Here is a 25,830-nt window from a genome sequence, read left to right as displayed (position 1 = left end):
TAGAAAACCATATCGTTTTCTGTCCAGCTTTTTTGAGAGGTAAAGTAAAGCTATGTATAACTTCCCTCACTGAAGGAGAGATAACGAAGCAGTAAGATTAGACATGTGATTCGTTAAGACATTCAAGGAGGGAGCAGAGCAATGACTTTGAAAAGTGAGCACTCATGTTAATTGGATTGGTGTTGCTGGTTTTTATCCTTGTGGCTACCGTCGTTTATTGGTTAATTCCGTATTCACCGCTTAAGGCAAAATTCAATCGAGATACTGAGGAATGTATCCAACGTTCCAGCCAGGCAAAAGGCATTCTGACAGATAGAGATGTCCAGGTTTTACCCGCACCCGTCCAGCACTATTTGAAGACCTGTGGTTATATGGGGAGATCGAAGAGTTCGTACATGAGAATCGATTTTGAAAAGGCAAATTTTAAGCTATCACTGGAAAAACCGATGATTCCTATTGGTTACTCACAGATGAATTTTGTCCAGAAACCGGATCGAGCCGCATTCATTGCTGCCAAAATGCATGGTATTCCGTTCCAAGGTTATGACTCTTTTCGGGATGGTAAGGGAAGCATGAAAGGGGTTCTTGCCAAGGCCATACCTTTGTTTAACGAAAGAGGAGCGGACATGGATCAGGCGTGTTTGGTCACCTTTCTATCCGAATCCTTATTGATTCCCGATGCCGCAATACAAAGCTACATTACCTGGGAAGAGGTCGATCACACCCATGCTAGAGCAACTATTGCCTATTGCGGTGTAAGAGCCCACGGTATATTTACTTTCAGCGAAGACGGTGAACTATGCTCCTTTACAACGGATAATCGAACCTATACTTCGATGAATGGCACACGTCAGCAGGTGAGATGGTCGGCGTTATTTAGCGACTACCAAACAAGGAACGGCATGAAGCAGCCCTCTCGTTTACAGGCGATATGGCATGTTCCAGAAGGCGACATCCTTTATTTTGACAGCAGTAACTTTCACATCCGTCGGTTTTAGTGTGTAATCCCGACATGGTATAGCAGAGAATAATGTGTGCACTTACACTCGTCACTCCGCGTTCCGTTTACGGTTTTCAGCAAACCAGTAGACAGGGCGTTTTTTGTTCGTTAAGTTGGACGTAGCACATGAGCGATCAGTTTCATGATCACAACAACGATCTAAAGAATAAAGGAGTACACCATGCTTGATTTTAATCCGCACGAGCTTGCACAGTGCACAGAAATTAGGGATTTGGCGAAGGTGTTATCGGCACAATCCAGTCTGCAGCTGGATCACACCTCTCTTCTTTTGGTGACGGATGGACAAACTACGCTTTCGATAAATGGTCATGAAGAACATATGGTTTTTGGTCATGTGATTGTCGTGGAAAAGGGTACAGTTATCCAACTAAGCGATACATATCACCTCGATTTTTTGGGCTGTTTGATAAGCTTCCATATGTATGATACAAAAACGAACACACGCTTTGACTACCTTGTAAATACACCGACAAGGTATGACGTTCATAAAGTGCCTAAAACGGTCGCTGCCGTTACACGAAACGCACTCACTGAAGCGACAGCTACGGATGGGCTGAGTGCTACGATGAAGCAATTCATTTTATATAACCTGCTTAAGGAGTTGGAAGAAGAGCGAAAGAGCGAAGACTATACACTGGAACAACGGATGGAGCGCACAGTTACCTATATGCAGCAAAAATACAATCAAACGATAACCCGAGAGGAGCTTGCAGCGCTGGCTGGATATAGCCCATCTTATTATTCGAGGCAATTTATGCAGTTCTACGGTCAGACCCCGATAGAGTATTTGATCCGCTACCGTATTTTTCGTGCGCAAGAAATGCTGTTAACCACAGGGGAGTTATCTAAAAATGTAGCCAAAAAAGTGGGGTTTGAGGATGCTCAGTACTTTAATCGACAGTTCAAACGCACGGTTGGCAAAGCACCCAAGCAATTCAAACAATCCATTGCAGCGCATCGAATATGCTTTCTCTCAGCCGCACACGCCGAGATTGCCATCGCATTAGGGGTTATTCCCTATGGTGTGACAGTGGTCAGCTCATTAACACCCAAATATCAACAAGATCTGTTTCAGCAGCATGGTGTGATCCTAATTGAGATGCCCCAGTATGTTTTCCAGCCAGAGAATATCTTGCAGCTACAACCTGACTTAATAATCGGCGACAACGTAACGGAGGAGATGAAGCAATGTCTTCGAGCTATGGCTCCCCTCATCATCAGTCTGCCTCATGAGCTACATTCACTTATTCTTTACTTTGGTGAGCTGTTTAACAAGAAGAGTGAAGCGAGGCAGCTTATTCGTGAGTTAAATGTACAAGTCGATCGTTTAAAGGACAAGCTTCGGAATGTGATTAAGGATAATTTCACCGTCCTCCACCTGCGTGTAGAACAGTCGGGTTACCGTTACGTGGGTGAATCCTCCTGCGACACGGCAATCCTTTTGTATAAAGAATTGGGCCTGCCCATGCCTGAAGCATTTCATACAAATGGAAGAAGCTTCAATACATGCTCGTTAAGACAATTAGCAGAGGCCAATCCTGCGTATCTATTTGTGGAAAAGCGGATTATGGACTATTACAATGCAGACGAAAGTCTATCTACGCTACAACAGAGTGAGGAATGGGCGAACCTGGATGCGGTCAGAAACAATCGTGTATTTTATGTAGATACGGGCCTATGGATTAATAATTGCAGTGTGTTTGGGAAAAGAGAGATTTTGCAGCAAATTGAAAAAGTGATGCTTAGCGACTAGAGATGTTGATTAATGACACAATAATCCACTTTTTAGGCCGCTTTACGCTATAGAAGGTTGTCTCATTATTCCTTATAATTTGATAGTGATAATCATTATCACTAATTGAAATATAAAAAAGGGGAAATAAAGTAATGAGAAAAAGCATGCTATATATTATTTGTACGCTAGTTATTGTAGCTTTAACAGCTTGCTCAACTACAAATCAAAAAAACGGAAAGGAAACCAATGCCTCGGCAGGAGCCCAAAGTGAGCCAACTACACGTGTTGTCCAAGATGCTTTTGGTGAAGTCTCGATTCCCACGGCGCCTAAAAACATGCTGGTGCTCAGTTCCAATTTTGCAGAGAACATGATCGAAATCGGAGTGATCCCGAATGCGGTTACGCTTGTTAAAGAAATTGAACCCGATTATCGCCCGAAACTATTCAACGATCACCAGGTGAAAATGATTCCGGTCGAACAATATGAAGATAACTTTGAACTAATCATTGAGGAATCTCCTGATCTCATTATCGCTCAAGCTGGAGCCATCGATGCCAAAAAGTATGAGGCTTTAAGCAAAATAGCACCGACAGTGGCTGTGGATGCTGGCAATGCAATCGAAGAATATGTTCCTGCATTGGGTAAGCTTTTTGGAAAAGAGAAAGAATCGGAGCTCGCGCTCCAGAAATACAGTGAGAAGATCAAAGACACAAAACAAAAACTTCACAATGCTATCGGTGATGCCAAAATTCTCGTTATTCGTGTAGAACAGAAGCAATATCGCGTGCTTGGCCAGGAAAAGGACAGCCCTGGCAGTGATATGTTATATCACAAGCTCGGATTGAGCATACCGACCAAACTGAAAGATAATAACGAATGGTTCACGCCGATCTCTCTGGAAGTGTTGCCTGAGTTAGACGCCGACCATATTTTCGTAGAACAACGTCAGATGCAAAACTACAGTAGTGAGCAGTCCATGAAGGATCTGGAGAACAGCCCGTTATGGAAAGGGATGGATGCCGTGAAAAAAGGACATGTGTACCCGCTCAAAACTGCTGATTTTGTAGTAGGTGAAGGTCTGGTCGGAACCCCGCTCTTCATGGATTATCTCGTAGAAAAGTTGGTGGAATAGATGAAGCGTGATATCTATGACGTTATTATTATTGGCGGGGGCCCTGCGGGCATGTATGCAGCTTTTTATAGCGGAATGCGTGAGATGAAAACCAAAATCATCGAGGCAAAGTATGAACTCGGGGGATTTATGCGAACATACCCGGAGAAGCTGGTTTGGGATGTTGGCGGCATTGAGCCTGTCAGGTGCGAGAACATAATTCAGTCTTTGATCACACAAGCCAAAACCTTTGATCCGACGGTAGTATTTGGACAAGAAGTGGTAGGTATGGATAAAGGGGAGGACGGAATATTTATCCTCACAGCCAAAACCGGAGAAAAACACTATACGAAGACGATTATACTGGCTACTGGCCGGGGGATTACGAACATTCAGAAATTAACCGTTGAAGGCGCGGATCGTTATGAGCTGAACAATCTTCACTATACCGTAACCAACTTGAACAGATTTAAGGATAAACGTGTGCTTATATCTGGAGGTGGCGACTCCGCAGTCGACTGGGCTATTGAAATTGCAGAGCTTGCCAAGGAGGTATGTGTGGTTCATCGACGGGATGACTTTAGTGCGTTCGAGTCCTCTGTAACACGCATGAAGACGGTAGCGAAGACGTATGTCCCATATAGCGTATCCCGTTTACACGGCAATGAAAATAAAATTGAGCATGTCACGCTACAGCATGCGGAGTCCCAAGAGGAAATACGTCTTGATGTGGATGAAGTGCTGGTGAATCATGGCTTTGAGCGAAATTTTGGTGGGGCCATTCTGGAGTGGGGCTTAGATTCGGAAGAGTGGGGTATTGCCGTGACACCGAAAATGTGCACGAGTATGCCAGGCATATTTGGAGCAGGTGACATTATCACAAATGAGGGAAAAATCAGATTGATCGCAGGTGCATTTAATGATGCAGTCCTTGCAGTAAACAGTGCTAAACTGTACATCGATCCTAGCGAATCAAAGATGGCGGGTGTTTCTTCTCACAATGATCGTTTTGCTGAAAAAAACGAAGATTTGCGCCAGAAGAACAAAAACAGTATGGGGATACCTTTACAATAGGAGAAAGTGCAGGGAACGAAACAGAAAGCATGACATCCATAGCACAACATAGAGAATAACATAGTTGAACATTTCAGATGTAAAAAGCCGAATGCACCTTTAGGAGCACTCGGCTTTTTGGTGTGCCCATGTACATAACAAGCGCAGTCGTATTCTCTATCCTCTTCTATTATTCTCCCCAAGTTAAAAAGTCTAGGATGAAGGTTCACGGTACGCTAGATGTTCTTGATCTGCAAGTTTTTGCGATAGGAACGCGGGGTTATGCCGGTCTCTCTTTTGAACATGTTGCAGAACTGAGCATCGTTCACGAATCCGGCTTCGGCTGAGACATCCGAGATGGACATCTGTGTGCTGGCAAGCAGATGCTTTGCGTAATCCAGGCGTTTGATCAGCATATATCGAGAAGGCGAGGCTCCGTATTTCTCTTTGAACAGATGCCGGAAGCGATCATAGCTATATCCGGACATGTTGGCTAACATCTCGATGGAGAGACGTTGTGTGAAGTGTTCATTTATATAGGCAAGCACATGTTGGAGTCGATCTCCGGAGAACAGAGGGTACATACTGTTACCTCCACGATGGAGCAAGTGCAGTAACATATGGTGTAGACGGTCGTTCAGGTAGTCCTGAGCGCCTTCACCCCTCCGTGTATATTCCGTGTTCAACTGCAGCATGTAGTTATGAACGCTTCGCTCACGGTCATCCTGATGCATACCTTGCAGCTCGGCAATTTCAGATAGATCCGTCTGAAATCCAACAAAAAGTACCTCAGCGTCCCCCCGATGATCCTCATCATGCTGTTGATGTGGTGCAATAAGTGCATAGGTCCCAGCTTGAAATTGGTAGTTATGCTCTCCAATCATGGATGTCCCGTTCCCTTTAAAATAGTAAACCAGCTCATAACATTCATGGTGATGAGGGATGATATGTGTGAACCGGGCATGTTCGGCTCTGACAACATATAGAACTTGATCCATTAATGTTTCCCCCTAATTTCGACAATTAGCCGAATCGTACAAAAAAGCGACCGAAATCATATAAATATAATGGCTTGATTTTGTTATGATCATACTCATAAACGAATGTTAAACGCAATTAATAGTTAATACGTTCGGTTATAGCAGTAAAGAAAACGCATTACAATTCAGAATTAGGTTGTGAATTGCCTGATTTATAAAGATGGGCTGCAAGCACAACGGATTATCCATGATTTTAACAACAAACAGGGGTGTGAGTAAAGAACATGAAGAAGAATGCGTTGGTAATCTGTATGGTAGCGTTGTTGTTGCTTCTGTCCGCATGTGGAGGCACAAAGGGTACAAATGGTGAAGCGGGTTCAACAGGAACGGAAAATGGAGAGCAGACCGATCAACTGAAAGTCGTATTGCTGATTCCAGGTACACTGGGAGACAAATCCTTCTTCGACGCTGCTAATCATGGTCTGGAGCTAGTTAAGTCCGAATTGGGCGCTAAAACCAAGGTCATTGAAATGGGTACAGACAAAACGAAGTGGGAGCCAACGTTTAACGATATTTCTGCTGAGGACTGGGACATCGTCATTTCTGGTGGCTCTGAAATTACAGAAATGTTTAATGCGGCTGCGGAACAGCATGCTGACAAAACGTTTATCAACTATGATACGGATATCGAGGACGCCCCGGCTAATGTTTATAATATGTCCTATTCTACTAATGAAGTATCCTTCCTGGCAGGAGCGGTTGCGGCGCTCGCGACCAAGTCGGACATGCCAAATGCTAATAAGGATAACCTGATCGGCTTCCTGGGCGGTATGGATATTCCGGGGATCAATGCTTTTCTCGTGGGTTACATTGAGGGAGCCAAATACGTAGACCCGGATATTAAGGTCGCTGTATCCTATGCAGGAGATTTCGTTAATCCAGCCAAAGGAAAAGAACTTTCGCTTATTCAATATAACTCGGGAGTTGACGTGATTTTCAACGTTGCAGGTGGAACAGGGCTGGGTATTTTCGATGCAGCGAAGGAAAAATCCAAGTACGCCATCGGCGTAGACTCGGACCAGGCTGCACTGCTAAAAGATACAGATCCTGCCAAAGCCAATCTAATCATTACCTCTGCGATCAAAAAGATCGACACAGCGATTCTGGAAGCGGTGACCCAAGCAAAAGAGGGCAAACTGCAGACAGGAAAACGCCAAGTGATGGGCTTCGTAGAGAACGGTGTCGGCATTGCAGAGAACGACATCTATACAAGTGTATTCCCTGCGGATTTGCAAGCGAAGGTAGAAGAGATCAAGAAGAAGCTCGAAAACAAAGAGATTACTGTATCTAATGCGATGGGCATGGAGACTTCAGAGATCGAAGCCATCCGTAATAGCGTGAAGCCTTAAGCTTTCGTTTTCTAGATAGATCATCGGAGAGAAATAACCGGGTTTATGTTGTACAGCTGGAGATGTAGTCATGATCATTGATGCATTTTCGGCTGTACATTTTTTGTGCAAACTGCTAGTAGAGGGGAGAAACGTACATGTCCGGCGCACTGTTGGAAATGCGATATATTTCAAAGGTTTACCCCAATGGGGTGGTCGCTAACAAGAATGTTCAGTTCTCCTTGCAGGAGGGAGAAATCCATGCCATCGCAGGGGAGAACGGGGCGGGCAAATCTACACTGATGAAGATGATGTTTGGTATGGAAGAGCCGAGCGAGGGTGAGATTCTGTTAAAAGGAAAACAGATCAAGCTAGGCAACCCGCAGGATGCCATTGCGCTCGGAATTGGTATGGTGCATCAACATTTCATGCTCGTTCCTTCCTTCACCGTCGCTGAGAATATGGTGCTCGGCATGGAGCCGAGACGCGGCGTTAGTATTCATTATGCAGAGGCTGTCCGCATGACGGAGGAAACCGCTCGCAAGTATAACCTATCCGTGAATCCCCGGGCCAAGGTTGAGGATTTGAGCGTAGGGATGAAGCAAAAGGTAGAGATTTTGAAGGCTCTGCTACGCGGTGCAGAAATACTCATTCTGGATGAGCCTACAGCCGTATTAACTCCGCAGGAGACAGAAGAGTTGTTCCGAGAGTTGAAACTGCTCAAAGAAAAGGGACATACCATTGTATTTATCTCGCACAAGCTGAAAGAAGTGAAAGCGATCTGCGACAGAATCACCATTTTGCGCGGCGGACGTACAGAGGGTGTGTTTAACATTGCAGATGTTACAGAACAGGAAATATCACGGCTGATGGTTGGACGGGATGTTGTGCTCAAGTATGACAAAACGCAGAAGAATTATGGCGAACCTGTACTGTCTGTACAGAATTTAGGGGCAGTTGATCCGGAAGGCAAGGCACTGTTGTCAGATATCAGCTTTCATGTTCGTGCAGGAGAAATTGTCGGGATCGCCGGCGTGGAAGGCAATGGGCAAAGTCAGCTCGTTGAAGCACTAACCGGAAGTTTGGGGAACCGCTATGCAGGCGGTAAGGTCGAGATGAAGGGAAGGGATATTCGTTCGTTAGATATCCGTGAGATTCGCAGGCTCGGTGTCTCCTACATTCCGGAAGACCGAATGCGTCAGGGGTCAGCTGGTGAGGCAAGTATTGCAGACAATCTGATCTCCACCCGTTATCGTTCGAAATCGCTGAATAGAGGGCCGCTTCTTAGCATGTCATCCATTCAAAAGCTGGCAAGTTCTCTGGTGGAGGAATTCAAGGTCCGGTGCTCCGGCCCGTCACAGCCAATCGGTATGTTGTCTGGGGGGAATATGCAGAAGGTAGTCGTTGCCCGTGAATGCTCGACTGAGCCGGATCTGCTCATTGCGGAGCAGCCTACGCGTGGGGTGGATATTGGAGCGGCACAGTTTATCCATCAGAAGTTGCTGGAGCTGAGGGATGCAGGTTCTGCAATTGTGCTTGTATCGGCTGATCTGAATGAAATACTGGAAATGAGTGACACACTGCTTGTGTTATATGACGGAAAAATTGCCGCACGGCTGGATTCGCCGTCAACCGTAAGCGAAGAGGAGCTGGGTCTCTACATGCTTGGAATTCGTGAGCAGCAGGAGCAACAGGAGCAGTATGAGGAGGAGGCTTCGCCATGATCCGCTTAAAATATTTTGAAGTATACCGCACGGCCGCAGTCATTCTGATCTCTTTAGCTATTGCATTTATTATTATCTCTCTTGTAAGCAGCCAGCCTGTAGAGACTATTCGTATCTTCCTGTTTGAGCCGCTGTCCACCTTAAGCCGTATGGGCAACGTTGTGGAAATGGCAATCCCGCTCATGTTTACAGGGCTGTCGGTGTCACTTTTGTTTAAGACGAACATGTTCAATTTGGGTGCTGAAGGTATCTTCTATATCTCGGGCATTGTTGCAGCTATTCTGGCAATACATTTAAGCATGAACGGCATATTGCACCCGATTGTGGCAATTGGAGCAGGTTCTATCGTAGGTGCACTGCTCTCGGCAATTCCGGGTTATCTCAAGGCCAAATGGAACGCTAATGAACTGGTGACATCACTGATGTTTAATAGCATCTTTTTTGGAATTGGCTTGTATCTGTTGAACTATCACCTGCGGGATGCCAAGGCATTTTCGAATGTATCTTATAAATTTGCAGAGACGGCACAGCTGGATAAAATATTGCCAGGCACACGGCTGCATACTGGGCTAATCATTGTTCTGGTGTTGATTGTTCTGGCTCATTATTTCATGTATCGCACGAAGTGGGGATATGAACTGCGCATGACGGGAGCCAACCGCGAATTCGCTGGGTACTCCGGTATGAAAACAGCAAAAGTCATCATTCTGGTGCATTTAATTGCAGGTTTTATCGCCGGTATGGGTGGATCGGTCGAGGTACTCGGCATGTATAATCGCTTCCAATGGACGGCACTTCCGGGATATGGACTGGATGGTGCGCTTGTGGCGATGCTTGCCAAGAACAATCCTCTTTCCGTCATTGGTGCCGCGCTCTTCCTGGCCTATATTCGTATCGGTGCGGATCTGATGGCTCGTTTGTCGGATGTGCCTTCCGAGATGATCTCCATTATTCAAGCGGTCATTATTTTGCTAATCTCTGCGGAGCAGTTCTTGAAATTCTGGAAGAATCGGATGCTGCTGAAGGAGGCCAAACTGCATGAATAGCCTGCTGAACGTCATTTTAACGACGGATTTCGCCTTCTCAGTTTTACGGGTTACTACTCCCATTTTGTTCGCAGCTTTAGGTGCGTTGATCTCCAATCGAGCAGGGATTATCAACATCGGTATGGAGGGCATTATGCTAGTATCTGCACTGGCGGGAGTTGTGGTCAGTTCCTACACGGCTAGTGCCTGGATTGGGTTACTCGGAGCCGTCCTCTCAGGTACGGCGATTGCCGGTATGCTTGCATTTTTCACACTTAAATTCAAAACGCATATTATTCTCGGCGGGGTTGCCATAAATATGTTTGCTTCAGGAGGAACGGTATTTTTACTGTACTTGCTTAGTGGGGACAAAGGTTCATCTACGTCTTTGCCAAGCAAGGTGCTACCTAGTATAGATATTCCACTGTTGCAACAAATTCCGGTGCTCGGCCCGATTCTGTCAGGTCACCATATTTTGACTTATGCTTCCATTCTAGCTGTTATTGCCGTCTATTATTTATTGAAACGTACGCCACTAGGTCTGCAGATTCGTTCCGTCGGTGAGAATCCGCATGCGGCACAGTCGGTAGGTGTCAGTGTCGTAAAAATTCAATATATGGCTTTGCTATTGAGTGGATTCTTCGCCAGTTTGGGCGGGGCTTACATGTCGATGGGATATCTGTCTCTGTTCACCAGAGATATGATTGCTGGTCGGGGCTGGATTGCCATCGCAGCGGAGTCCATGGGACGCAGTACAACCGTAGGTACAGCCCTGACCTCACTGTTATTCGGTGGAGCGGAGGCACTGGCTAATGCATTGCAGGTGCTTAAGATACCAGCTGAGCTAATCGGCACATTGCCTTATGTGGCTACCGTGATCGGGCTAATTGTTTATGCGATTGCTGAGACACGCAAGAAGAGACGGAAGCTCGCACAAAAAACGAACTGAGGAGATAACGATGACGAAACCTATTATTATTGACTGTGATCCAGGACACGACGACGCAATTGCCATTTTGCTGGCACTTGCCCACCCAGAGCAGCTGGAGATTAAGGGGATCACCACAGTGGGTGGTAACCAGACCTTAGAGAAGATTACGAATAATGCACTCAAAATCCTCAGTTTTGTTGGAGCTGACGTCCCGGTAGCAAAAGGTGCAAAAGGGCCGTTGCTCGGTGCCTTGGTAACCGGAGAGGAAGCTCATGGCGAATCGGGAATGGATGGCCCTGTACTGCCGCCAAGTCGTTTCCGTGCAATCGAGGTAGGTGCTGTAGAGTTTATCCGCGATCTGTTGTTGTCTTCGGATGAGCCAATCACGCTTGTGCCCATTGGCCCGTTGACCAATATTGCTACCTTGATTCGGGCGTATCCTGAATTGAAACCACGGATTGCTGGCATTTCCATGATGGGTGGAGGCATTGCCTATGGAAATGTGACACGTACAGCAGAGTTTAACATCTACGTTGATCCGGAAGCAGCTCAAATTGTATTTGAATCAGGGATTCCGATCACGATGAGTGGACTGGATGTAACGGATAAAGCGGCTATTTTTGACGAAGAGATTGAAGCTTTGAAAACACGCGGCCCTGTATCAGTTATGGTTGGGGAACTGCTGGACTTCTACTCGATTTACGGTAAAAAGATGGGTTACCATGGCAATGCACTGCATGATCCTTGTGCCATTGCATGGCTACTACAGCCCGAGTTGTTCCATAGTAAAATGCTGGATGTGACGATTGAAACACAGGGAACGTATACACGCGGAATGACCGTTGGTGACTTGCGCACCAAGACAGAACGTGAGCCTAACGTGAATGTGCTGCTGGATGTTAACCGTGATGCTTTCATTCGTCTCATCTATGATGCACTTGCTATTCTTGACGCTCGTGTACAGCAATCTCCACAAGGGGATTCGTAATATGGCAGGCTGGACTGACCTGCGAGAGACGGTGCGACTTGAACTGCTTCAACGTGGTGAGGAAGGCTGTGACACTCAGGGATTTATGCAAAAGTGGGACGAGGCCGCTGATGATGAGAGCAAGCTGTTGCAACTCTACCAAGAACTGATGGAACTCCAGGTATCCGCTGATTTTCCTTTTGCAGAACCTTCGGATCTCGAAGATATTCGTGCCTTGCGCCCAGAGGGGCCACGTGAGCTTCAAGCTGACTGGAGTGAGCAAGTATGGCGGGATAAATTCTACGGGGCTTGGCTCGGGCGGAGTGTTGGATGTGCACTAGGAAAGCCACTGGAGCACCCGGATTATCTCTACGGTAAGGATGGACGCCCAGGATGGGAGAATATTGAGCTATGGTTCAAGGGAGCGGATGCTTGGCCCATTCGAGGGTATACTCCGGAACATTCCCGTGCGGAGCAGGAGTATGGCTTGAGTCTGACGGATCTGGGACCCTTAAGTGTCCGGGAGAAAATTCGGTTTATGGAGAGCGATGATGATATTCGATATACCATACTGGGCTTGCTGTTGTTGGAGGAAAAGGGGCTGGACTGGGATTCCTGGGACATCGGAAAGCTGTGGCATCATCGCTTGACCTACAGCCAGGTATGTACAGCGGAGACACAAGCATACATGAACTTTGCCCAGGAGACTTCGCACCTGAAGTCGAATAAACCTGCGGATTGGGTACTACGCCAGGAACGTGTACGTATGCATCTCAATCCATATCGCGAGTGGATCGGAGCTGCAATTCGCGCTGACGGCTTGGCATATGGTGTAGCCGGGCGACCTGAACTGGCAGCCGAACTTGGCTGGCGAGACGCTTCCTTCTCTCATGTCAAGAACGGTATTTATGGTGAGATGTTGAATGCAGCGATGATCGCTACGGCATTTGTGGAAAATAATAGCGAGCGCATTGTGGAAATCGGACTCAGCGAGATTCCGCACACAAGCCGATTGGCCGCAGATGTGCTTCAAGGCATGGAGATCGGACTCTCGGCTCGCAGTGAGCGGGAACTGGTAAGCCGGATCTGGGATACGTTCAGTCATTATGATGCGGTGCATACCAATAACAATGCTGCACTGGTAGCAGCATCGCTGGTGTATGCTGGCAATGATTTTGAGAAGGCAGTTGTCACGTCTGTTTATGGTGGGCTCGATACGGACTGTAATGGAGCTACGGTTGGGTCGATCATGGGTGCAAGCCTTGGGGCGGCACAGTTGCCCGAATCCTGGACAGCTCCACTAAACGACACGCTGTACGCCGATCTGGTTGGATTCGATCCGGTGTCGATCTCTTCCTGTGCTGAACGCAGTTATCAGGTGTTTTTGAAGCTTCGCGACCAATCGTGTAACTAATTGAAGAGGAAACAGTTTCCACCGAGCTTGATTGGAACAATCATTCTGAACCAAAAGAAGTGTTGAAAAATTGAAAAAAAGAGTCTTCAAATCAAAAAAGAGCCTTAAACTTCTAAGGCTCTTTTTGTTGTTCAGTATTTGTTTAGAGACAGAGGTTATACTAATCCTCGCTAATCATTTTGATATAGAAAGTAGGTCATAGACAATAATAGATTCAGTAGATTGCTTGCTAATGTGCGTTTGTAGATCGGACATAGGAATTCCCTATAGCAAGTTAACTGGGTTGCATATATGAAAGGGGATTCACAATCATCTACAGCAAAAGAACCAGTTACATTTTAATTTTATATGGAGGCAAAAAGGATATGACCAAAGGCATCAAAAAAATCATTTCTATTGTGCTAACGGTATGTTTAATCCTGGGAGGGAGTGGTCTATCTGCATTATTCGGTTCAGTAGCCTATGCAGATAACGCTCCAACCACAGCAGAGGCAAACTACAAGCAATATCGGGTGAAGTTAACGGCCGATCCGGTCACAGATACAGCACCTGATGGTTTCGGTACAGCTGCCTCAGATGGACGGATCTGGACAGACAAGAGTGTTACGGCAGAGAGCGATGGTACATTCAACATCCAGTTATCTGCCCTAGCACAAGAATATATGACAACCAACTCGACGAATCCAGGCGTTGGCGGGACCGATAATGCTAACGGTGCTATCGCAGATGTGACATTTATTTTGGATATGAGTTCTTCCATGGGCGGTTCCACTAGAGAGATAGCATTGCAGGAAGGTGGTCCAAAACTCTATTTCCGCGTACAAGCCATGGCCATCGCTGCGAATGAAGCGATTCGTACCGTTATGAAAGCAAATCCCAAAAACCGCGTAGCGGTATATTGGTTCGGCGGATCAGCTGATGCTAACCATCTTGGTACATTTATGGAACTGGGACATTACGAATTCAGTTCGGGCCATGAAACTGAAGATTATCTGGTTTACAACAAAGATAATAGCAATAACCATACGGTTACTTTGAACCATAATCTAACCAAGGACGGAAGCAGCGTTGGAACACCATCTGCAGTTAAGCTGGGACCAGGAACACCAACTCAGGATGGGATCATGTATGGCATCTCAAAGACAATGAGCAAATTAGGAACGAGAGGATCGGCTTCCAAACACCAGCCTTATCTATTCCTTCTGTCGGATGGGGCAGCGATTCATGCGAAGAAAGCATGGTATTTTTCGCCGAAAGGAAGATCATTTGAGAATGATTTTGCTAATGCGATAGCTGATGCTACAACGGTTCCAAACTATAATCAGATTGGAAAAGATGCTGACAAGTATGTGCCCGATGTAGCGAGCACCAGTCTGGCAAGTACAGGCGATCCAGATATCGCGGCTTTGACCATTCTCACCGGTGCATACATGAAAGACCTTATGGATCATAAATATACGGAATACAACGAAGGGGAAACTACCCGAACCAAAGTATACACCGTGGGATTAGGCCCGAATGTGGCTATTAATGGCCCGAATAGCAGTAATCAGCCCGTTTACGCATGGGCAGGGCTCGATCCGCAGAGTGTCAACGAAAACAAAGAGAATATAAATTATAGAAATGGTACGGCAAAAAAAACGTATGACAGCCTGAGAACATACGCGGCTGCTGGTCCTAATAATTTGAATTATGCAGATGCCTTTGTGTATAGCAATTATTATACCTTTGCCCCAACCTATGACCTTGTGAAGTCAGCCTTCGCCGGTTTAACCAACGATGTTGAGGCTAATACAACGATACTTCCGCTTCTCAACATACCGGAAACCACGGATCTTGGGGGGACAGAAACGGCAGATATCGCTAGTGCTATCGTTGTTGCGGACGAAATCAGCAATGATTTTGCGGTGGACCTATCTACATTAAAAATTGGGGATGCCATTGCCACAGTAGATTCAAATACGATCATAAACGGTGGTACAGCTTATAAATTTGCTGGTTATGAGAGTAAGGCGGTCATTAAAACCATCGCAGGCATTAGCAGTCTTACATGGTATATTGACGCAGATGATATGCAATCGCATATTTACCGCTTCAAGAACCGAACAAGTCCGCAGCGTGGAGATTATAGTGCGCCAGCAGGCGGTTCTTTTAAAATCAGTTATAAAGTAAAACCGGCATTTGAGGCAGCACCCGATCAGGTCGGTGATACAACCCGTTACATCAATGCAGGCAATGCGACGCATGGTGCCAAGACGGCAGCGTACTTCCTCCCACCTGCAGACAGCCCCTATTATCAGGCTTTAACAAGTGAGCGGACCATTTCCAAAACGGGTGGAATCGGCGCAACGTATGTAACCGAGGAATCGCTGAATAATGGCAAGGCCATCATGAGACTTGGAAACAACGGGAAGCTTGATTTGCAGATGGGGATTATGAAGACAGGGCCGGTAACCGTTCCGATTAACGGGTCTATAGATTATAAAGTTACGCTTTATAACTATACAAATACAGCTATCACAGGCCTCAGCGTCACTAGCGATGGCCAAAACCAGACAGGGATTGATGTTCCTGCCAATGCTAACAAGGTGCTTACTTTTACGAAGACTGCACCCGACACGCCACAGACATTAGATAGCGATTCTGCTGTAATTACGGGAATTAACCTTGTATCGAATACGGTATCCACCGATGTAACCAACGTGACTACAGCTGAGATCAATACCCATGTTATCAGAGATGTTGGTGGCACGACCACAGGAGATGGCACCTATAACATTGGTGAATCTGCAACCATTACAGCCGTTCCGATTGACGGCTTTGCATTCGCAGGGTGGTATGACAATCAGGGAGGAACGGGGACCCCTGTAAGTACGGATGCAGCCTACACGTTCACAGTTCAGAACGACCAACATTATTATGCAAAATATACATTGTTGCCATTCGCTTTGGATGATACGTATAGCGTTGTAAGAGGAACGACACTTACGATTTCAGCAGCAGAGGGCATTTTGCTCAATGATACGGATAGCGAGGGTCGTGCACTTACTGCTGTAAATATCAGTTCGATTAGTGATTCAACCAAGGGCACACTGAGTGTGGATCCCGAGGGATCATTCACCTTCGCGGCTGAAGCGGAAGCATCAGGCAGCGTGACGTTTACTTACCAAGCTGATAACGGATCTAGCCGGTCTAACGTAGCAACGGTAACAATTAACATTACACCACCTGCGCATAAGCCAACCGCAAATAACGACAGCTACAATGTTCAGAGTGGGGACACACTGAACGTTCCGGTTGAGGGTGGCTTGCTCTCTAACGATACCGATGATGAGAATCATCCACTTACAGTGGACCATGTCAGCTCGATTAGTGACACAAGCAAAGGTACACTGAATGTGAACCCGGATGGATCATTTACCTTTGTTGCGGAGGCAAATGCATCTGGTAATGTGACGTTTACTTACGAGGCCTATGACGGGACTGTCTACTCGAGCTCAGCTACCGTTACGATTACTATTAAAGTGCCGATCACGACTTATGTCATTGGTAATGTTGGGGGCATGACAGACGGTGACGGCGTCTATGCACTTGGCGAATCGGCAACGATTACGGCAAATCCAGCTTCAGGTTATGCCTTCGCAGGATGGTATGACAACGAGGAAGGCACAGGTACACCTGTAAGTACGGATAAAGTTTATCCATTGACGGTTTCCTCAGCGGGAGACTATTATGCAAAATTCAGTAAGCTGTCTATAGCTGAGAATGACAGCTATCAGGTAGTGAAGGGCCGTACGCTGAACGTTCCTGCGGCAACCGGTATTCTATCGAATGATACCGTTGTAGGGAACGGTACGCTTACTGCCGTGAACATCAGCTCCCTGAGTGATCCAAGCAAGGGTACACTGAATGTTAAAACCGATGGTTCATTTACGTTTGTGCCTGCTGGAGAAATATCTGGCAGTGTGACGTTCACTTATCAGGCTTTTGATGGAGTAGGTCATTCCAACGAAGCTACGGTAACAATTACATTTATCAACCCTAGCATTGATGGAACAATCAGAGATAAAGAGACCCAAAATCCGGTATCTGGTGCTACTGTAATTTTGCGCGACCTTGCAGGTAAAGAGAAGGGGCGTACTACCACCGATACAAATGGGAAGTACAATTTCGAAGATGTCATCATCAATAATTATATTTTGGAAATTGTGCGTGATGGATATAGCCCGGCGCATAGAGAAGTCTCTGTGTCTACAGCAAATGTGAATGGAAACGGACATATCACCGAGGATTTTGAACTTGTCGATTACGATATTACATTAACAGCCAACCCCTCATCCATACTTGGTAATGGCACGTCTACATCCGTATTTAAGACGGTAATAACCGATAAAGAGGGACGCCCTCAGGCAGGCGTTGAAGTTGTATTTGAAGTACCGAATACAACATACGGTCATTTTACCGGAAACACGAATACGATAACGGTTCTGACGGATGCAGAAGGCGTTGCAAAGACAACCTTTACCGCAGCGGTTCTTGGAGGTACGGGATCTGTATCTTTACCGCTGACGGCAACGGTTGATGATAGCCAAAAGGGTATCCAGGTTAGTGACACCATCTATATTACGATTACTCCTGGCGTTATTACAGGTGTTGTCACAGACCAAGCAGGACAACCACTAGCCGGTTCCTCGATCAAAGTGAGTAAAGATTTTGACGGAGACGGCATTGCTGATTTTCATGCCGTTGCCGTTACAGGAGCTGACGGAGCATACACCATTGCTATACCGCAGGGGAATGTAACCTACGATGTATCGATTACAAAGCTGGTTGAAGTCAGCGGTCAGAAGAAATCGGTCACATTTAATCAGAGCGTACCTGTAAACGGAAGTGTGGATGGCCGTTCCTTTGATGCGAATAAAACGGTATCCGGTGTTGTCCTGGTTGGTAAAACACAAGGGGCATCCGCAATGCTCGATGGCACTGTGGGTGGTGGCTACAACGTGTTGATCAATGATGGCAATGGTGATCATACAGGTCAAGTTAACCAGAACGGAACATTTAATATCGACAGCGTGCTCAAGGGCAACTATACGGCAAAAGTTGTCTATAACATTCCGCTTCCAGGAGGCGGGACACAACCTATCGTTGTGGGGCACATGAACACCCAGATTAATGCGGACGGACAGATCAGCATCAGTGAAGTACTCATTGACCCATACGGTACAATTACGGATTCTGTGACAGGTCAACCGATAACTGGTGCTGTTGTTACACTTCATTTCAGTAACGGAACAGTTGTTAACTTGCCAGCGGTGAATAACTTCCCACCAGCGGATAATGCCAACCCGCAGACAAGTGATGCGACAGGGCAGTATGCCTTTATGGTATTTCCGCATACGGACTATTATTTAACTGCGAAGAAGGCAGGATATAAGGATTTCGATAGCAGAGTTGTTGATCCAAGCCAACCGCTGATTCATGTGGGTACGGATATTGTGCTTTATAACTTTAGCATGACACCTCTGACAACATCGAATGGAGGGGGAGCAGGAGCAGGAGCAGGAACGAGTACGGGTGCATCAAACCCACCGACAACTTCATCTCCACCAGCAACTGTCCCAACAACTACAGTACCGACAGAATCGATCGACCTTGCTACAGCGATCCTAGTCGACAAAATGAAGGGTGGGGAAGGTGATACACTGACCTTCACCGTGATCTATGCTAATAAAACCTCGGCCGATGCCGATGGTGTGTACGTCAAAGCTAAGATCCCCACAGGATTAAGCTTGGTTGAAGCGAACGGTGGTACTGTAACAGGTCAAGAAATCAAATGGAATATTGGTAAGCTATCGGGAGGAACGCAGGGCAAGCTGACGTTCAAACTCAAAGTTAACGATATGAACGAAGGCGAAGATTTTGGGACTATAACGGCTAACATAGGAACAGATCACAAGCTTACGCTCACCAATACACAAGATGATGTATCCTTGATCAAGGTGATGTTATATTCTAACCGCTATGAACATAAGCACGCCCGTTACATTATGGGATATCCAGATGGCAATGTTAAGCCTGGACGACTCATTACGCGTGCAGAGATCGCTGCTATCTTTGCCCGTACACTGAAATTGCAAGATGAGGTTCGTCACGTACAGTTGTTTAGCGATGTTGCTACAAGTTACTGGGGAGCGGACTATATCGAAGCAGTTGTAAACAAAGAGATATTTAAAGGTTATGCGGATAACACGTTCAAGCCGGATCAACCGATCACACGGGCCGAACTGGCAACAGCGATTGCCCGTTATCTGGGAGTTGCAAGAGAGCTGAAGATGAACAATGTATTGAGAATCAGCTCATTTACCGATATCAGCGGAAGCTGGGCGGAGCAGTCTATCGATGAGGTATACCGTTTTGGATTCCTATCAGGATATAAAAATGGCTCCTTCCAACCCAACAGTCAGCTTACCCGAGAGGAAGCTGTCAAAATGATCAATGGGATGTTGTACAGAGGTCCCTTGACCGGGGTTGAAGCTTCTTATCCAGACAACCGTTTGGGCAGATGGTCATTCGGACATCTTGAGGAAGCAACAAGAACGCATACGTACAAAATCAATGAAGATGGCTCCGAAATGATGATTCGTTACATTCCAGAGGATCTGTGGTAAACTTCGCTCCAATAACATGTTCAAGCAGATGAAGTGTATCCTTCAGGAATACTTCATTACAGAAAAAACGAAAAGAAGCCGAGGCAGGGTGAACCCCTTCTTCGGCTTTTTTACATAACCTCGCAATGATTTAACATACTCCTGAAGCCATGATCATCAATCCTCTTAGCGACCGCCTGTATTGGATGCCCAAACGGGAATCCCGCTATTCGGATAATTTGCGTTGGTTAAGGTAGTGTTGTAGAGTACCAAGTTACCATCATTTTGCATGATAAGAGTATCACCCGGTGTATCAACTGGCAGCGTGTTGCCATGGTGGCCGGGAATCCATGCTTCCTTATTCATAGCCCAGACAGCTACTAGTTTGGATGTGTTATCATTCATGGGACAGCCATATGTACAGAGCTCTCAGGGTCACCTCCTTTAAAGGAAAATGAAGTGCTAGAATAGATGGTTTATATCGTTATGAGTGTTAAGATGTATTTAGAAGTCAGAGGAAGGCGTAGTGGTAGTAAAAGAGGGTAGTTTATGCATGTAACAGAGTTGGAAGGCAATTACAAAGAGAATATATAACATTTTATTCCATTATAGCAAGTGGAAAATATAAAATGTAACATTTTCAATATGAAGAGTTCTATCTTTTCTATAATTTTTTTACATAGATTTAATAGAATTAACCCCTTTTATGAATTGAACTATGGTAAAATATCTCAGGATCTGAAATTGGAGAGGGGTTTTGTTTACTCATGTCTTGGAAAAAAGTTTTGGGGAAAAGCACCATTCGTGTGGCTGCTGCTACATTATTACTCACTCAGCTATTCGGTGCAGCAGGTTCCGTTTCTGCCGCAGGCAAAGATGTAGAAGTACATTTGATTGGAATCAATGACTTTCACGGCCAGCTAGATACAACATCCATAGTTGGTGATAAAAAGGCAGGATCGGCTCCAATTCTAGCAACCTATCTCAAAGAAGCTAGGGCCAAGTATGAGCATTCTCTGTTGTTCCATAACGGGGACTCGGTTGGCGCATCGGCTCCAGTGTCATCTCTTGATCGGGATGAGCCCACGATGGAGTGGATGAATATGATGGAATTTGATGTGGGTTCCTTGGGTAACCACGAATTTGATCATGGGATCGCTGCTTTGAAAGCACAAATTTTCGGTGGTCTTGATCCAAAAGAAGGTAAAGTCACTCATTCTGGAGCAAAGTTTGATTATGTGAATGCTAACGTGATCGAAACGGCAACTGGCAAAACGCTTATTAAACCATATGTCATTAAAGAAGTAGGTGGCGTCAAAATCGGATTCATCGGTCTCGTGACGAAATCAACGCCGAACAAAGTATCTCCAGCAGGTACAGCAGGCGTACGTTTCTTGAGCGCTGAAGAAGAGGTTGAAGCTGTTAATAAATATGCAAAAGAATTGCAAGACCAAGGCGTTGAAACGATCATCGTTCTGGCACATGATCCAGCATCGACCAAAGAAGGGGTAACGACTGGAGAAGCGGCTGACTTGGCAAAAGCTTTGCCTGCGGACTCTCCTGTTGATGTCATCGTTGCGGGTGACAATCACGCTCTAGCGAACGGTGTCGTGAATGGCAAGCTGATCGTACAAGCGTACTCGTATGGTACGGCGTTTGAAGATATCAAGCTGATGATTGACCCTGTTACCGGGGATGTAACTGAAAAATCGGCTACCGTAACAACAACGTTCCAAGAGGGTGTAAAAGAAGACCCTGAAACACTCGCTATCATTAAAAAGTCTTTGGACAAGCATCCTGAGCTGACCAAGCCAGTAGGTACAACAGATGGCTCCGTTTTGCGTACAGATGCTTACAATAACGAAGCTCCGCTGGGTAACCTGATTGCGGATGCGATGCGCCAAGCGGACTTTGGAGATAAAACAAGCAAGGCTGACTTTGCGTTCATGAATCCAGGTGGCATCCGTGCAGACCTGCCAAAAGGTGATGTGACTTTTGCGGATTTGGCTAAAATCCAGCCTTTCGGCAATACACTTGTGAAGCTGGAGCTGACAGGTGAGCAAGTAAAAACATTACTGCAACAGCAATGGGGAACGAATGCAGACGGCACACCAAACACAAAAACGTTGCAAATCGCTGGTTTGAAATACACGGCTGACTTCAGCAAGCCGGTTGCTGAACGTGTGACGGCTCTTACACTGGAAGACGGCACACCTGTTGATCCTAAAAAATCATACACCGCTGTTGTGAACAATTTCATGGCTACAGGTGGAGATAACTACAAAGTACTTCTGGATGCGAAATCATCTTTGGCTGGTCCGATTGATCTGGATGTGTTCTACAAATACATCACAGATACCTTCAAAGGCGGCGATATCGAAGCTAAGAAAGAAGGACGTATCACAAACCTGGCTGTCGCTACAGAGCCAGCAGAAACACCAGCACCAGTTAACGATGAACCTATTACTCGTGCTGAATTTGTAACTGCACTCGTGGATCTGTTGAAGCTTAACGAAGTATCTACAGCACCTGCTTATCAGGATGTTTCTCCTAATGCTGCATATGCAGATGCAATTGCAGAAGCTTCCAAAGCCGGATTTATTCAAGGTTACGGCGGCAACTTCTATCCTGAGCGTGATATTACTCGGGAAGAGGCAGCAACAATTTTGGCCAAATTGGTAAACAGCCCGGCGTCCGAAGCGAAGGCAGCAACCATTATTGCTGGTTTTGAAGATGGAACATCGGTATCTGCTTATGCGGTGAAGCCACTGGCGAAACTGATTGATAAAGGTATTTTCAGTGCTACAGACAAAAAAATGCTAGAGCCTAAGCAAGGTCTTTCGATGAATGATGCCAAAGCAATCATTGAAAAAGCAGCTGCGGCGAAAGCTTCTTAATCCTCACCTGCAAGCAAGGAATGATCGAATCAGGATCATCATGTGCCGAGCATTATACATGGCTACAACAGTTAAAAACCACTCGCTAATCCAGCGGGTGGTTTTTTTGTAAGGCAAAAACACTTTTTTCTGCCTTGTCCACATCTATCCCTCACCAAAATTCCTCTACTGCATCTAATAAACTATCAACAATAAGGAGGTTTTGAGAATGGGAAATCGTAGACCAACAGGTGGGTATGATCCAGTTCAGATTTATAACTCTACTTCGTTTAATGCGTATGGAACAGTCGAGTATGCGTCTATCTTCTGTAGCAATGACCGTTACAGTGTTCAACGTGAAGGGACTTGGCAGTCATCGGGGCGTGGAGTTTGTCTGGTGACTCGAATTACTGCAACTGTGGTCACACCGAGTGGAAATATTGAGGCCGAACCGTACACGTCATCAGGGACATCATACAGCCAATTTGCTATTATCCAGGTTGGTCCGAACCAGTTCCGGGTAACCCGTGTGGTAAGTTCGGCTAGACGTCGCCGGAAATGTTAACGTTATCGGCATGCATGGAGCAAGTTGAATTCCAGCCAGCTGCATGAGATGCAGAAATGAATGGGTAGGTAGAACAAGAAGCGACTCTCCAGATTCACGGTGAGTCGCTTCTTTGCGTCGTAAAACTGGAATTAATGCTTTTGATACCACAGGATTCGGCGATACATCGAGGCATCTTTCAAGCGCCGGAAAGGACGAAGGTCGGGTCGATAATTACCTTCAATAATCCAGATTCGGCCTTTCTTATCGATGCCGATATCAAAACCGATTTGTCTCAGATCAGGGTAGTGCACTTCGAGACTCTTGGCAGCCAGCAGAGCAGTGCGCTCCACTTGAAGGAGTAACTTTCGTCCACCAACACGTGCTAAGTGTAACGCTTTAAGCACAGGAATGGTGCGGTTGGTCACATTAGTCACCAGATATCCGCGTGACGCGATCTTGGCATAAGAGCCGGTCACACGCCAGACTGAAGAGGTTGCCTTCTGGCGTTGAACCATAACTCGAAGATCGAAAGGCCTTTGCTGAATACGAGCTAAATATAGACGCTGCTGAATGATATACTCACGATCCTTGCCGATATGATCAAGCCAATCCTGTAATTCGTCTTTGTTTTGCATCGAAATAGTTTTATTCTCATTTTGGATTTGGTAGGTGCCCGTCTTCAGACGCCGGATAAACATAATATCTCTGCCATAACGTCCGTCGCAGGGTTTCAGCACGACATTTGAATGCTGTAGTAGCATTTGGTCTAAGGTTTCTTGCTCAAGCAACTGTGTTTCTGGCAATCGCCTGGCGAGTAAAGGGACACTGCTAAAGGCCCGATACTGTAGCCATTTGTCCCGTTGAAATAACATTGACATCACAGCCTTTAATCAGGGTCAAATCAGGGTCTACGACTCTCACCTTATTTTAATTCAAACCTGTTTCTGGCATAAGCTTCCATTCGTCTAAATATGAGAATCTCTCCCGTGTCAGGTAACTACAAAAAATCCTTGATAAAGCTATACATGTTGTCATAGATGGATATAAAAAGCTGTGCTACACTTTATCGCATAAGTTAGTGAATTATTTCACAATACAATCATGAGGGGAAAAGATCTCAGTGGAACTGACAAAAAAGAGATGGATTATTCTGATTGCAAGTTGCTTTATCAATTTATGTATTGGCTCCATTTATGCATGGAGTGTATTCGCTGCTCCGATGGCAGCATATCTAAGTGGTCTCACAGGGCGTACATTAACACCAGGAGATTTGGCCATTGCGTTTACGATCTGCAATTCGGTGGGGCCTATTACAATGATATCGGGTGGATGGATCAATGACAGGTTTGGACCCAAGAAGGTCATTCTGGTTGGAGGAATCCTATTTGGGGGAGGTATGATTTTATCCAGCTTTGCAACGTCTGTAGGTTTTCTGGTATTTGCTTACGGGATTGTACTTGGTTTGGGAACGGGAATGGTTTACGGATGTACGATCAGCAACTCCATCAAGTTCTTTCCGGACAAACGCGGATTGGTTGGGGGCGTGACCACAGCGGCCTATGGGTTAAGTTCTGTGATCATTCCTCCGGTTGCCAATATTTTAATCAGCAACTCGGGAGTAACCTCTGCATTCTTGATTATCGGCATTGCCTTTCTCCTTATTATTTGCGTAGCTTCGTTCTTTATTGAGAAATGTCCTGCTGATTTTGCTCCGTCAGGATGGACACCGAGTGCTGTCCAACTTGGCCGTTCTCCGCGAGAAGATAAGAACTGGAGAGGCATGCTTGCAAGCCCGATCTTCTACGTGATGATCTTGCTGTTAATCAGCGGAGCTTTTGCCGGACTCATGTGCACTTCTCAAGCTTCACCTATCGCTCAGAAAATGGTTGGTTTGTCGGCTGCCGCCGCAACAACAGTTGTATCGATCCTGGCGTTGTTTAATACAGGTGGCCGGATTCTGGCCGGATATATTTCAGACAAAATTGGCCGAATCAATACACTTGCCATTACGTCTCTCTTATCCGTGGCCGGCCTGATCATGCTTTATTTTTCAGGAGAGAGCAGTGTAGGTACATTTTACATGGGGATTTCCATGATTGGTTTGAGCTTTGGTTCTTTAATGGGAGTATTCCCCGGCTTCACCGCAGATCAGTTTGGGGCCAAAAACAACAGTGTGAATTACGGGATCATGTTTATCGGATTTGCACTGGCGGGTTATTTCGGGCCATCCATTATGAGGAATGTATATAGCGCGGATGGCAGTTATCAGAGAGCCTTTGTTATTGCAGCAATCTGTGGTCTGACTGGATTTGTTCTGACCTTTGTATACAAGTGGGCCATCAAATATCAGAATAAAGGCGCGAGTAACAACCCAAAACTGACGGTCTAACCGAAAGATATCCAAAAG

The 25,830-nt window shown here is 45.9% G+C and carries 17 protein-coding genes; 14 read left to right on the top strand and 3 right to left on the bottom strand.

Annotated elements, in window-relative coordinates; translation table 11 throughout:
- Positions 1-164: 164 nt before the first annotated feature.
- The 4 genes from AC1VYS_RS28685 to AC1VYS_RS28670 all read left to right on the top strand — a co-directional run bounded on the left by AC1VYS_RS28685 (position 165) and on the right by AC1VYS_RS28670 (position 4,942).
- A complete protein-coding gene (locus AC1VYS_RS28685) occupies positions 165-998 on the top strand; it encodes a DUF6544 family protein (protein WP_482912481.1) in 834 nt (277 codons plus the stop codon).
- Between the two features lie 183 nt (positions 999-1,181).
- Complete coding sequence (locus AC1VYS_RS28680; protein WP_482912480.1) at positions 1,182-2,774, top strand: helix-turn-helix domain-containing protein; 1,593 nt, start codon at positions 1,182-1,184, stop codon at positions 2,772-2,774.
- 134 nt (positions 2,775-2,908) lie between these two features.
- On the top strand, positions 2,909-3,889 hold the full coding sequence (locus tag AC1VYS_RS28675; RefSeq protein WP_482912479.1) for an ABC transporter substrate-binding protein: 981 nt from the start codon (positions 2,909-2,911) through the stop codon (positions 3,887-3,889).
- The gene (locus AC1VYS_RS28670; protein WP_482912478.1) at positions 3,890-4,942 is read left to right on the top strand and encodes an NAD(P)/FAD-dependent oxidoreductase; all 1,053 of its coding nucleotides are present in this window, start codon (positions 3,890-3,892) and stop codon (positions 4,940-4,942) included.
- A 215-nt stretch (positions 4,943-5,157) separates the two neighbouring features.
- Here AC1VYS_RS28670 and AC1VYS_RS28665 read toward each other — a convergent pair whose 3' ends face one another.
- Positions 5,158-5,919 (bottom strand): helix-turn-helix domain-containing protein, encoded by a 762-nt coding sequence (locus AC1VYS_RS28665; protein ID WP_482912477.1) that lies wholly within the window; start codon positions 5,917-5,919, stop codon positions 5,158-5,160.
- Positions 5,920-6,185: 266 nt separating this feature from the next.
- Here AC1VYS_RS28665 and AC1VYS_RS28660 point away from each other — a divergent pair, with 266 nt between their 5' ends.
- From AC1VYS_RS28660 to AC1VYS_RS28630, 7 genes are all read left to right on the top strand, one after another.
- Positions 6,186-7,310 (top strand): BMP family ABC transporter substrate-binding protein, encoded by a 1,125-nt coding sequence (locus AC1VYS_RS28660; RefSeq protein ID WP_482912476.1) that lies wholly within the window; start codon positions 6,186-6,188, stop codon positions 7,308-7,310.
- Positions 7,311-7,447: 137 nt separating this feature from the next.
- Complete coding sequence (locus AC1VYS_RS28655; RefSeq protein WP_482912475.1) at positions 7,448-9,013, top strand: ABC transporter ATP-binding protein; 1,566 nt, start codon at positions 7,448-7,450, stop codon at positions 9,011-9,013.
- The gene (locus tag AC1VYS_RS28650; RefSeq protein WP_251508474.1) at positions 9,010-10,059 is read left to right on the top strand and encodes an ABC transporter permease; all 1,050 of its coding nucleotides are present in this window, start codon (positions 9,010-9,012) and stop codon (positions 10,057-10,059) included. The genes AC1VYS_RS28655 and AC1VYS_RS28650 overlap by 4 nt, the downstream gene beginning before the upstream one ends.
- Positions 10,052-10,987, top strand: coding sequence for an ABC transporter permease (locus tag AC1VYS_RS28645; RefSeq protein ID WP_123063838.1), 936 nt, complete (start codon positions 10,052-10,054; stop codon positions 10,985-10,987). The genes AC1VYS_RS28650 and AC1VYS_RS28645 overlap by 8 nt, the downstream gene beginning before the upstream one ends.
- A gap of 10 nt (positions 10,988-10,997) precedes the next feature.
- Positions 10,998-11,957 (top strand): nucleoside hydrolase, encoded by a 960-nt coding sequence (locus AC1VYS_RS28640; RefSeq protein ID WP_482912474.1) that lies wholly within the window; start codon positions 10,998-11,000, stop codon positions 11,955-11,957.
- 1 nt (position 11,958) lies between these two features.
- On the top strand, positions 11,959-13,350 hold the full coding sequence (locus AC1VYS_RS28635) for an ADP-ribosylglycohydrolase family protein (protein ID WP_482912473.1): 1,392 nt from the start codon (positions 11,959-11,961) through the stop codon (positions 13,348-13,350).
- Between the two features lie 365 nt (positions 13,351-13,715).
- On the top strand, positions 13,716-20,021 hold the full coding sequence (locus tag AC1VYS_RS28630; RefSeq protein WP_482912472.1) for an Ig-like domain-containing protein: 6,306 nt from the start codon (positions 13,716-13,718) through the stop codon (positions 20,019-20,021).
- 165 nt (positions 20,022-20,186) lie between these two features.
- On the opposite strand, the gene AC1VYS_RS28625 is transcribed toward AC1VYS_RS28630, so the two are convergent.
- Positions 20,187-20,405 (bottom strand): hypothetical protein, encoded by a 219-nt coding sequence (locus tag AC1VYS_RS28625; protein WP_482912471.1) that lies wholly within the window; start codon positions 20,403-20,405, stop codon positions 20,187-20,189.
- A 362-nt stretch (positions 20,406-20,767) separates the two neighbouring features.
- Between AC1VYS_RS28625 and AC1VYS_RS28620 the strand changes: the two genes are divergently transcribed.
- The gene (locus AC1VYS_RS28620; protein WP_482912470.1) at positions 20,768-22,897 is read left to right on the top strand and encodes a 5'-nucleotidase C-terminal domain-containing protein; all 2,130 of its coding nucleotides are present in this window, start codon (positions 20,768-20,770) and stop codon (positions 22,895-22,897) included.
- Between the two features lie 208 nt (positions 22,898-23,105).
- Positions 23,106-23,441, top strand: a complete 336-nt coding sequence (locus AC1VYS_RS28615) for a hypothetical protein (RefSeq protein WP_482912469.1) — start codon at positions 23,106-23,108, stop codon at positions 23,439-23,441.
- Between the two features lie 131 nt (positions 23,442-23,572).
- On the opposite strand, the gene AC1VYS_RS28610 is transcribed toward AC1VYS_RS28615, so the two are convergent.
- The gene (locus tag AC1VYS_RS28610) at positions 23,573-24,301 is read right to left on the bottom strand and encodes a YheC/YheD family protein (RefSeq protein ID WP_482934540.1); all 729 of its coding nucleotides are present in this window, start codon (positions 24,299-24,301) and stop codon (positions 23,573-23,575) included.
- A gap of 242 nt (positions 24,302-24,543) precedes the next feature.
- Here AC1VYS_RS28610 and AC1VYS_RS28605 point away from each other — a divergent pair, with 242 nt between their 5' ends.
- A complete protein-coding gene (locus AC1VYS_RS28605; RefSeq protein ID WP_482912467.1) occupies positions 24,544-25,812 on the top strand; it encodes an L-lactate MFS transporter in 1,269 nt (422 codons plus the stop codon).
- The last annotated feature ends 18 nt before the right edge of the window (positions 25,813-25,830 follow it).

This window comes from Paenibacillus sp. G34, assembly GCF_056856875.1.
The sequence above is the reverse complement of the archived record's forward strand: the minus strand, read 5'-3'. Positions and strand labels throughout refer to the sequence as shown.

Excerpts from the sequence above, each read along its gene's own strand:
- AC1VYS_RS28655 (WP_482912475.1), top strand. The coding sequence starts at position 7,448 with ATGTCCGGCGCACTGTTGGAAATGCGATATATTTCAAAGGTTTACCCC.
- AC1VYS_RS28675 (WP_482912479.1), top strand. The coding sequence starts at position 2,909 with ATGAGAAAAAGCATGCTATATATTATTTGTACGCTAGTTATTGTAGCT.
- AC1VYS_RS28680 (WP_482912480.1), top strand. The coding sequence starts at position 1,182 with ATGCTTGATTTTAATCCGCACGAGCTTGCACAGTGCACAGAAATTAGG.
- AC1VYS_RS28625 (WP_482912471.1), bottom strand. The coding sequence starts at position 20,405 with ATGAATGATAACACATCCAAACTAGTAGCTGTCTGGGCTATGAATAAG.
- AC1VYS_RS28635 (WP_482912473.1), top strand. The coding sequence starts at position 11,959 with ATGGCAGGCTGGACTGACCTGCGAGAGACGGTGCGACTTGAACTGCTT.
- AC1VYS_RS28685 (WP_482912481.1), top strand. The coding sequence starts at position 165 with ATGTTAATTGGATTGGTGTTGCTGGTTTTTATCCTTGTGGCTACCGTC.
- AC1VYS_RS28615 (WP_482912469.1), top strand. The coding sequence starts at position 23,106 with ATGGGAAATCGTAGACCAACAGGTGGGTATGATCCAGTTCAGATTTAT.
- AC1VYS_RS28645 (WP_123063838.1), top strand. The coding sequence starts at position 10,052 with ATGAATAGCCTGCTGAACGTCATTTTAACGACGGATTTCGCCTTCTCA.
- AC1VYS_RS28640 (WP_482912474.1), top strand. The coding sequence starts at position 10,998 with ATGACGAAACCTATTATTATTGACTGTGATCCAGGACACGACGACGCA.
- AC1VYS_RS28650 (WP_251508474.1), top strand. The coding sequence starts at position 9,010 with ATGATCCGCTTAAAATATTTTGAAGTATACCGCACGGCCGCAGTCATT.
- AC1VYS_RS28620 (WP_482912470.1), top strand. The coding sequence starts at position 20,768 with ATGTCTTGGAAAAAAGTTTTGGGGAAAAGCACCATTCGTGTGGCTGCT.
- AC1VYS_RS28670 (WP_482912478.1), top strand. The coding sequence starts at position 3,890 with ATGAAGCGTGATATCTATGACGTTATTATTATTGGCGGGGGCCCTGCG.
- AC1VYS_RS28660 (WP_482912476.1), top strand. The coding sequence starts at position 6,186 with ATGAAGAAGAATGCGTTGGTAATCTGTATGGTAGCGTTGTTGTTGCTT.
- AC1VYS_RS28610 (WP_482934540.1), bottom strand. The coding sequence starts at position 24,301 with ATGTCAATGTTATTTCAACGGGACAAATGGCTACAGTATCGGGCCTTT.
- AC1VYS_RS28630 (WP_482912472.1), top strand. The coding sequence starts at position 13,716 with ATGACCAAAGGCATCAAAAAAATCATTTCTATTGTGCTAACGGTATGT.
- AC1VYS_RS28665 (WP_482912477.1), bottom strand. The coding sequence starts at position 5,919 with ATGGATCAAGTTCTATATGTTGTCAGAGCCGAACATGCCCGGTTCACA.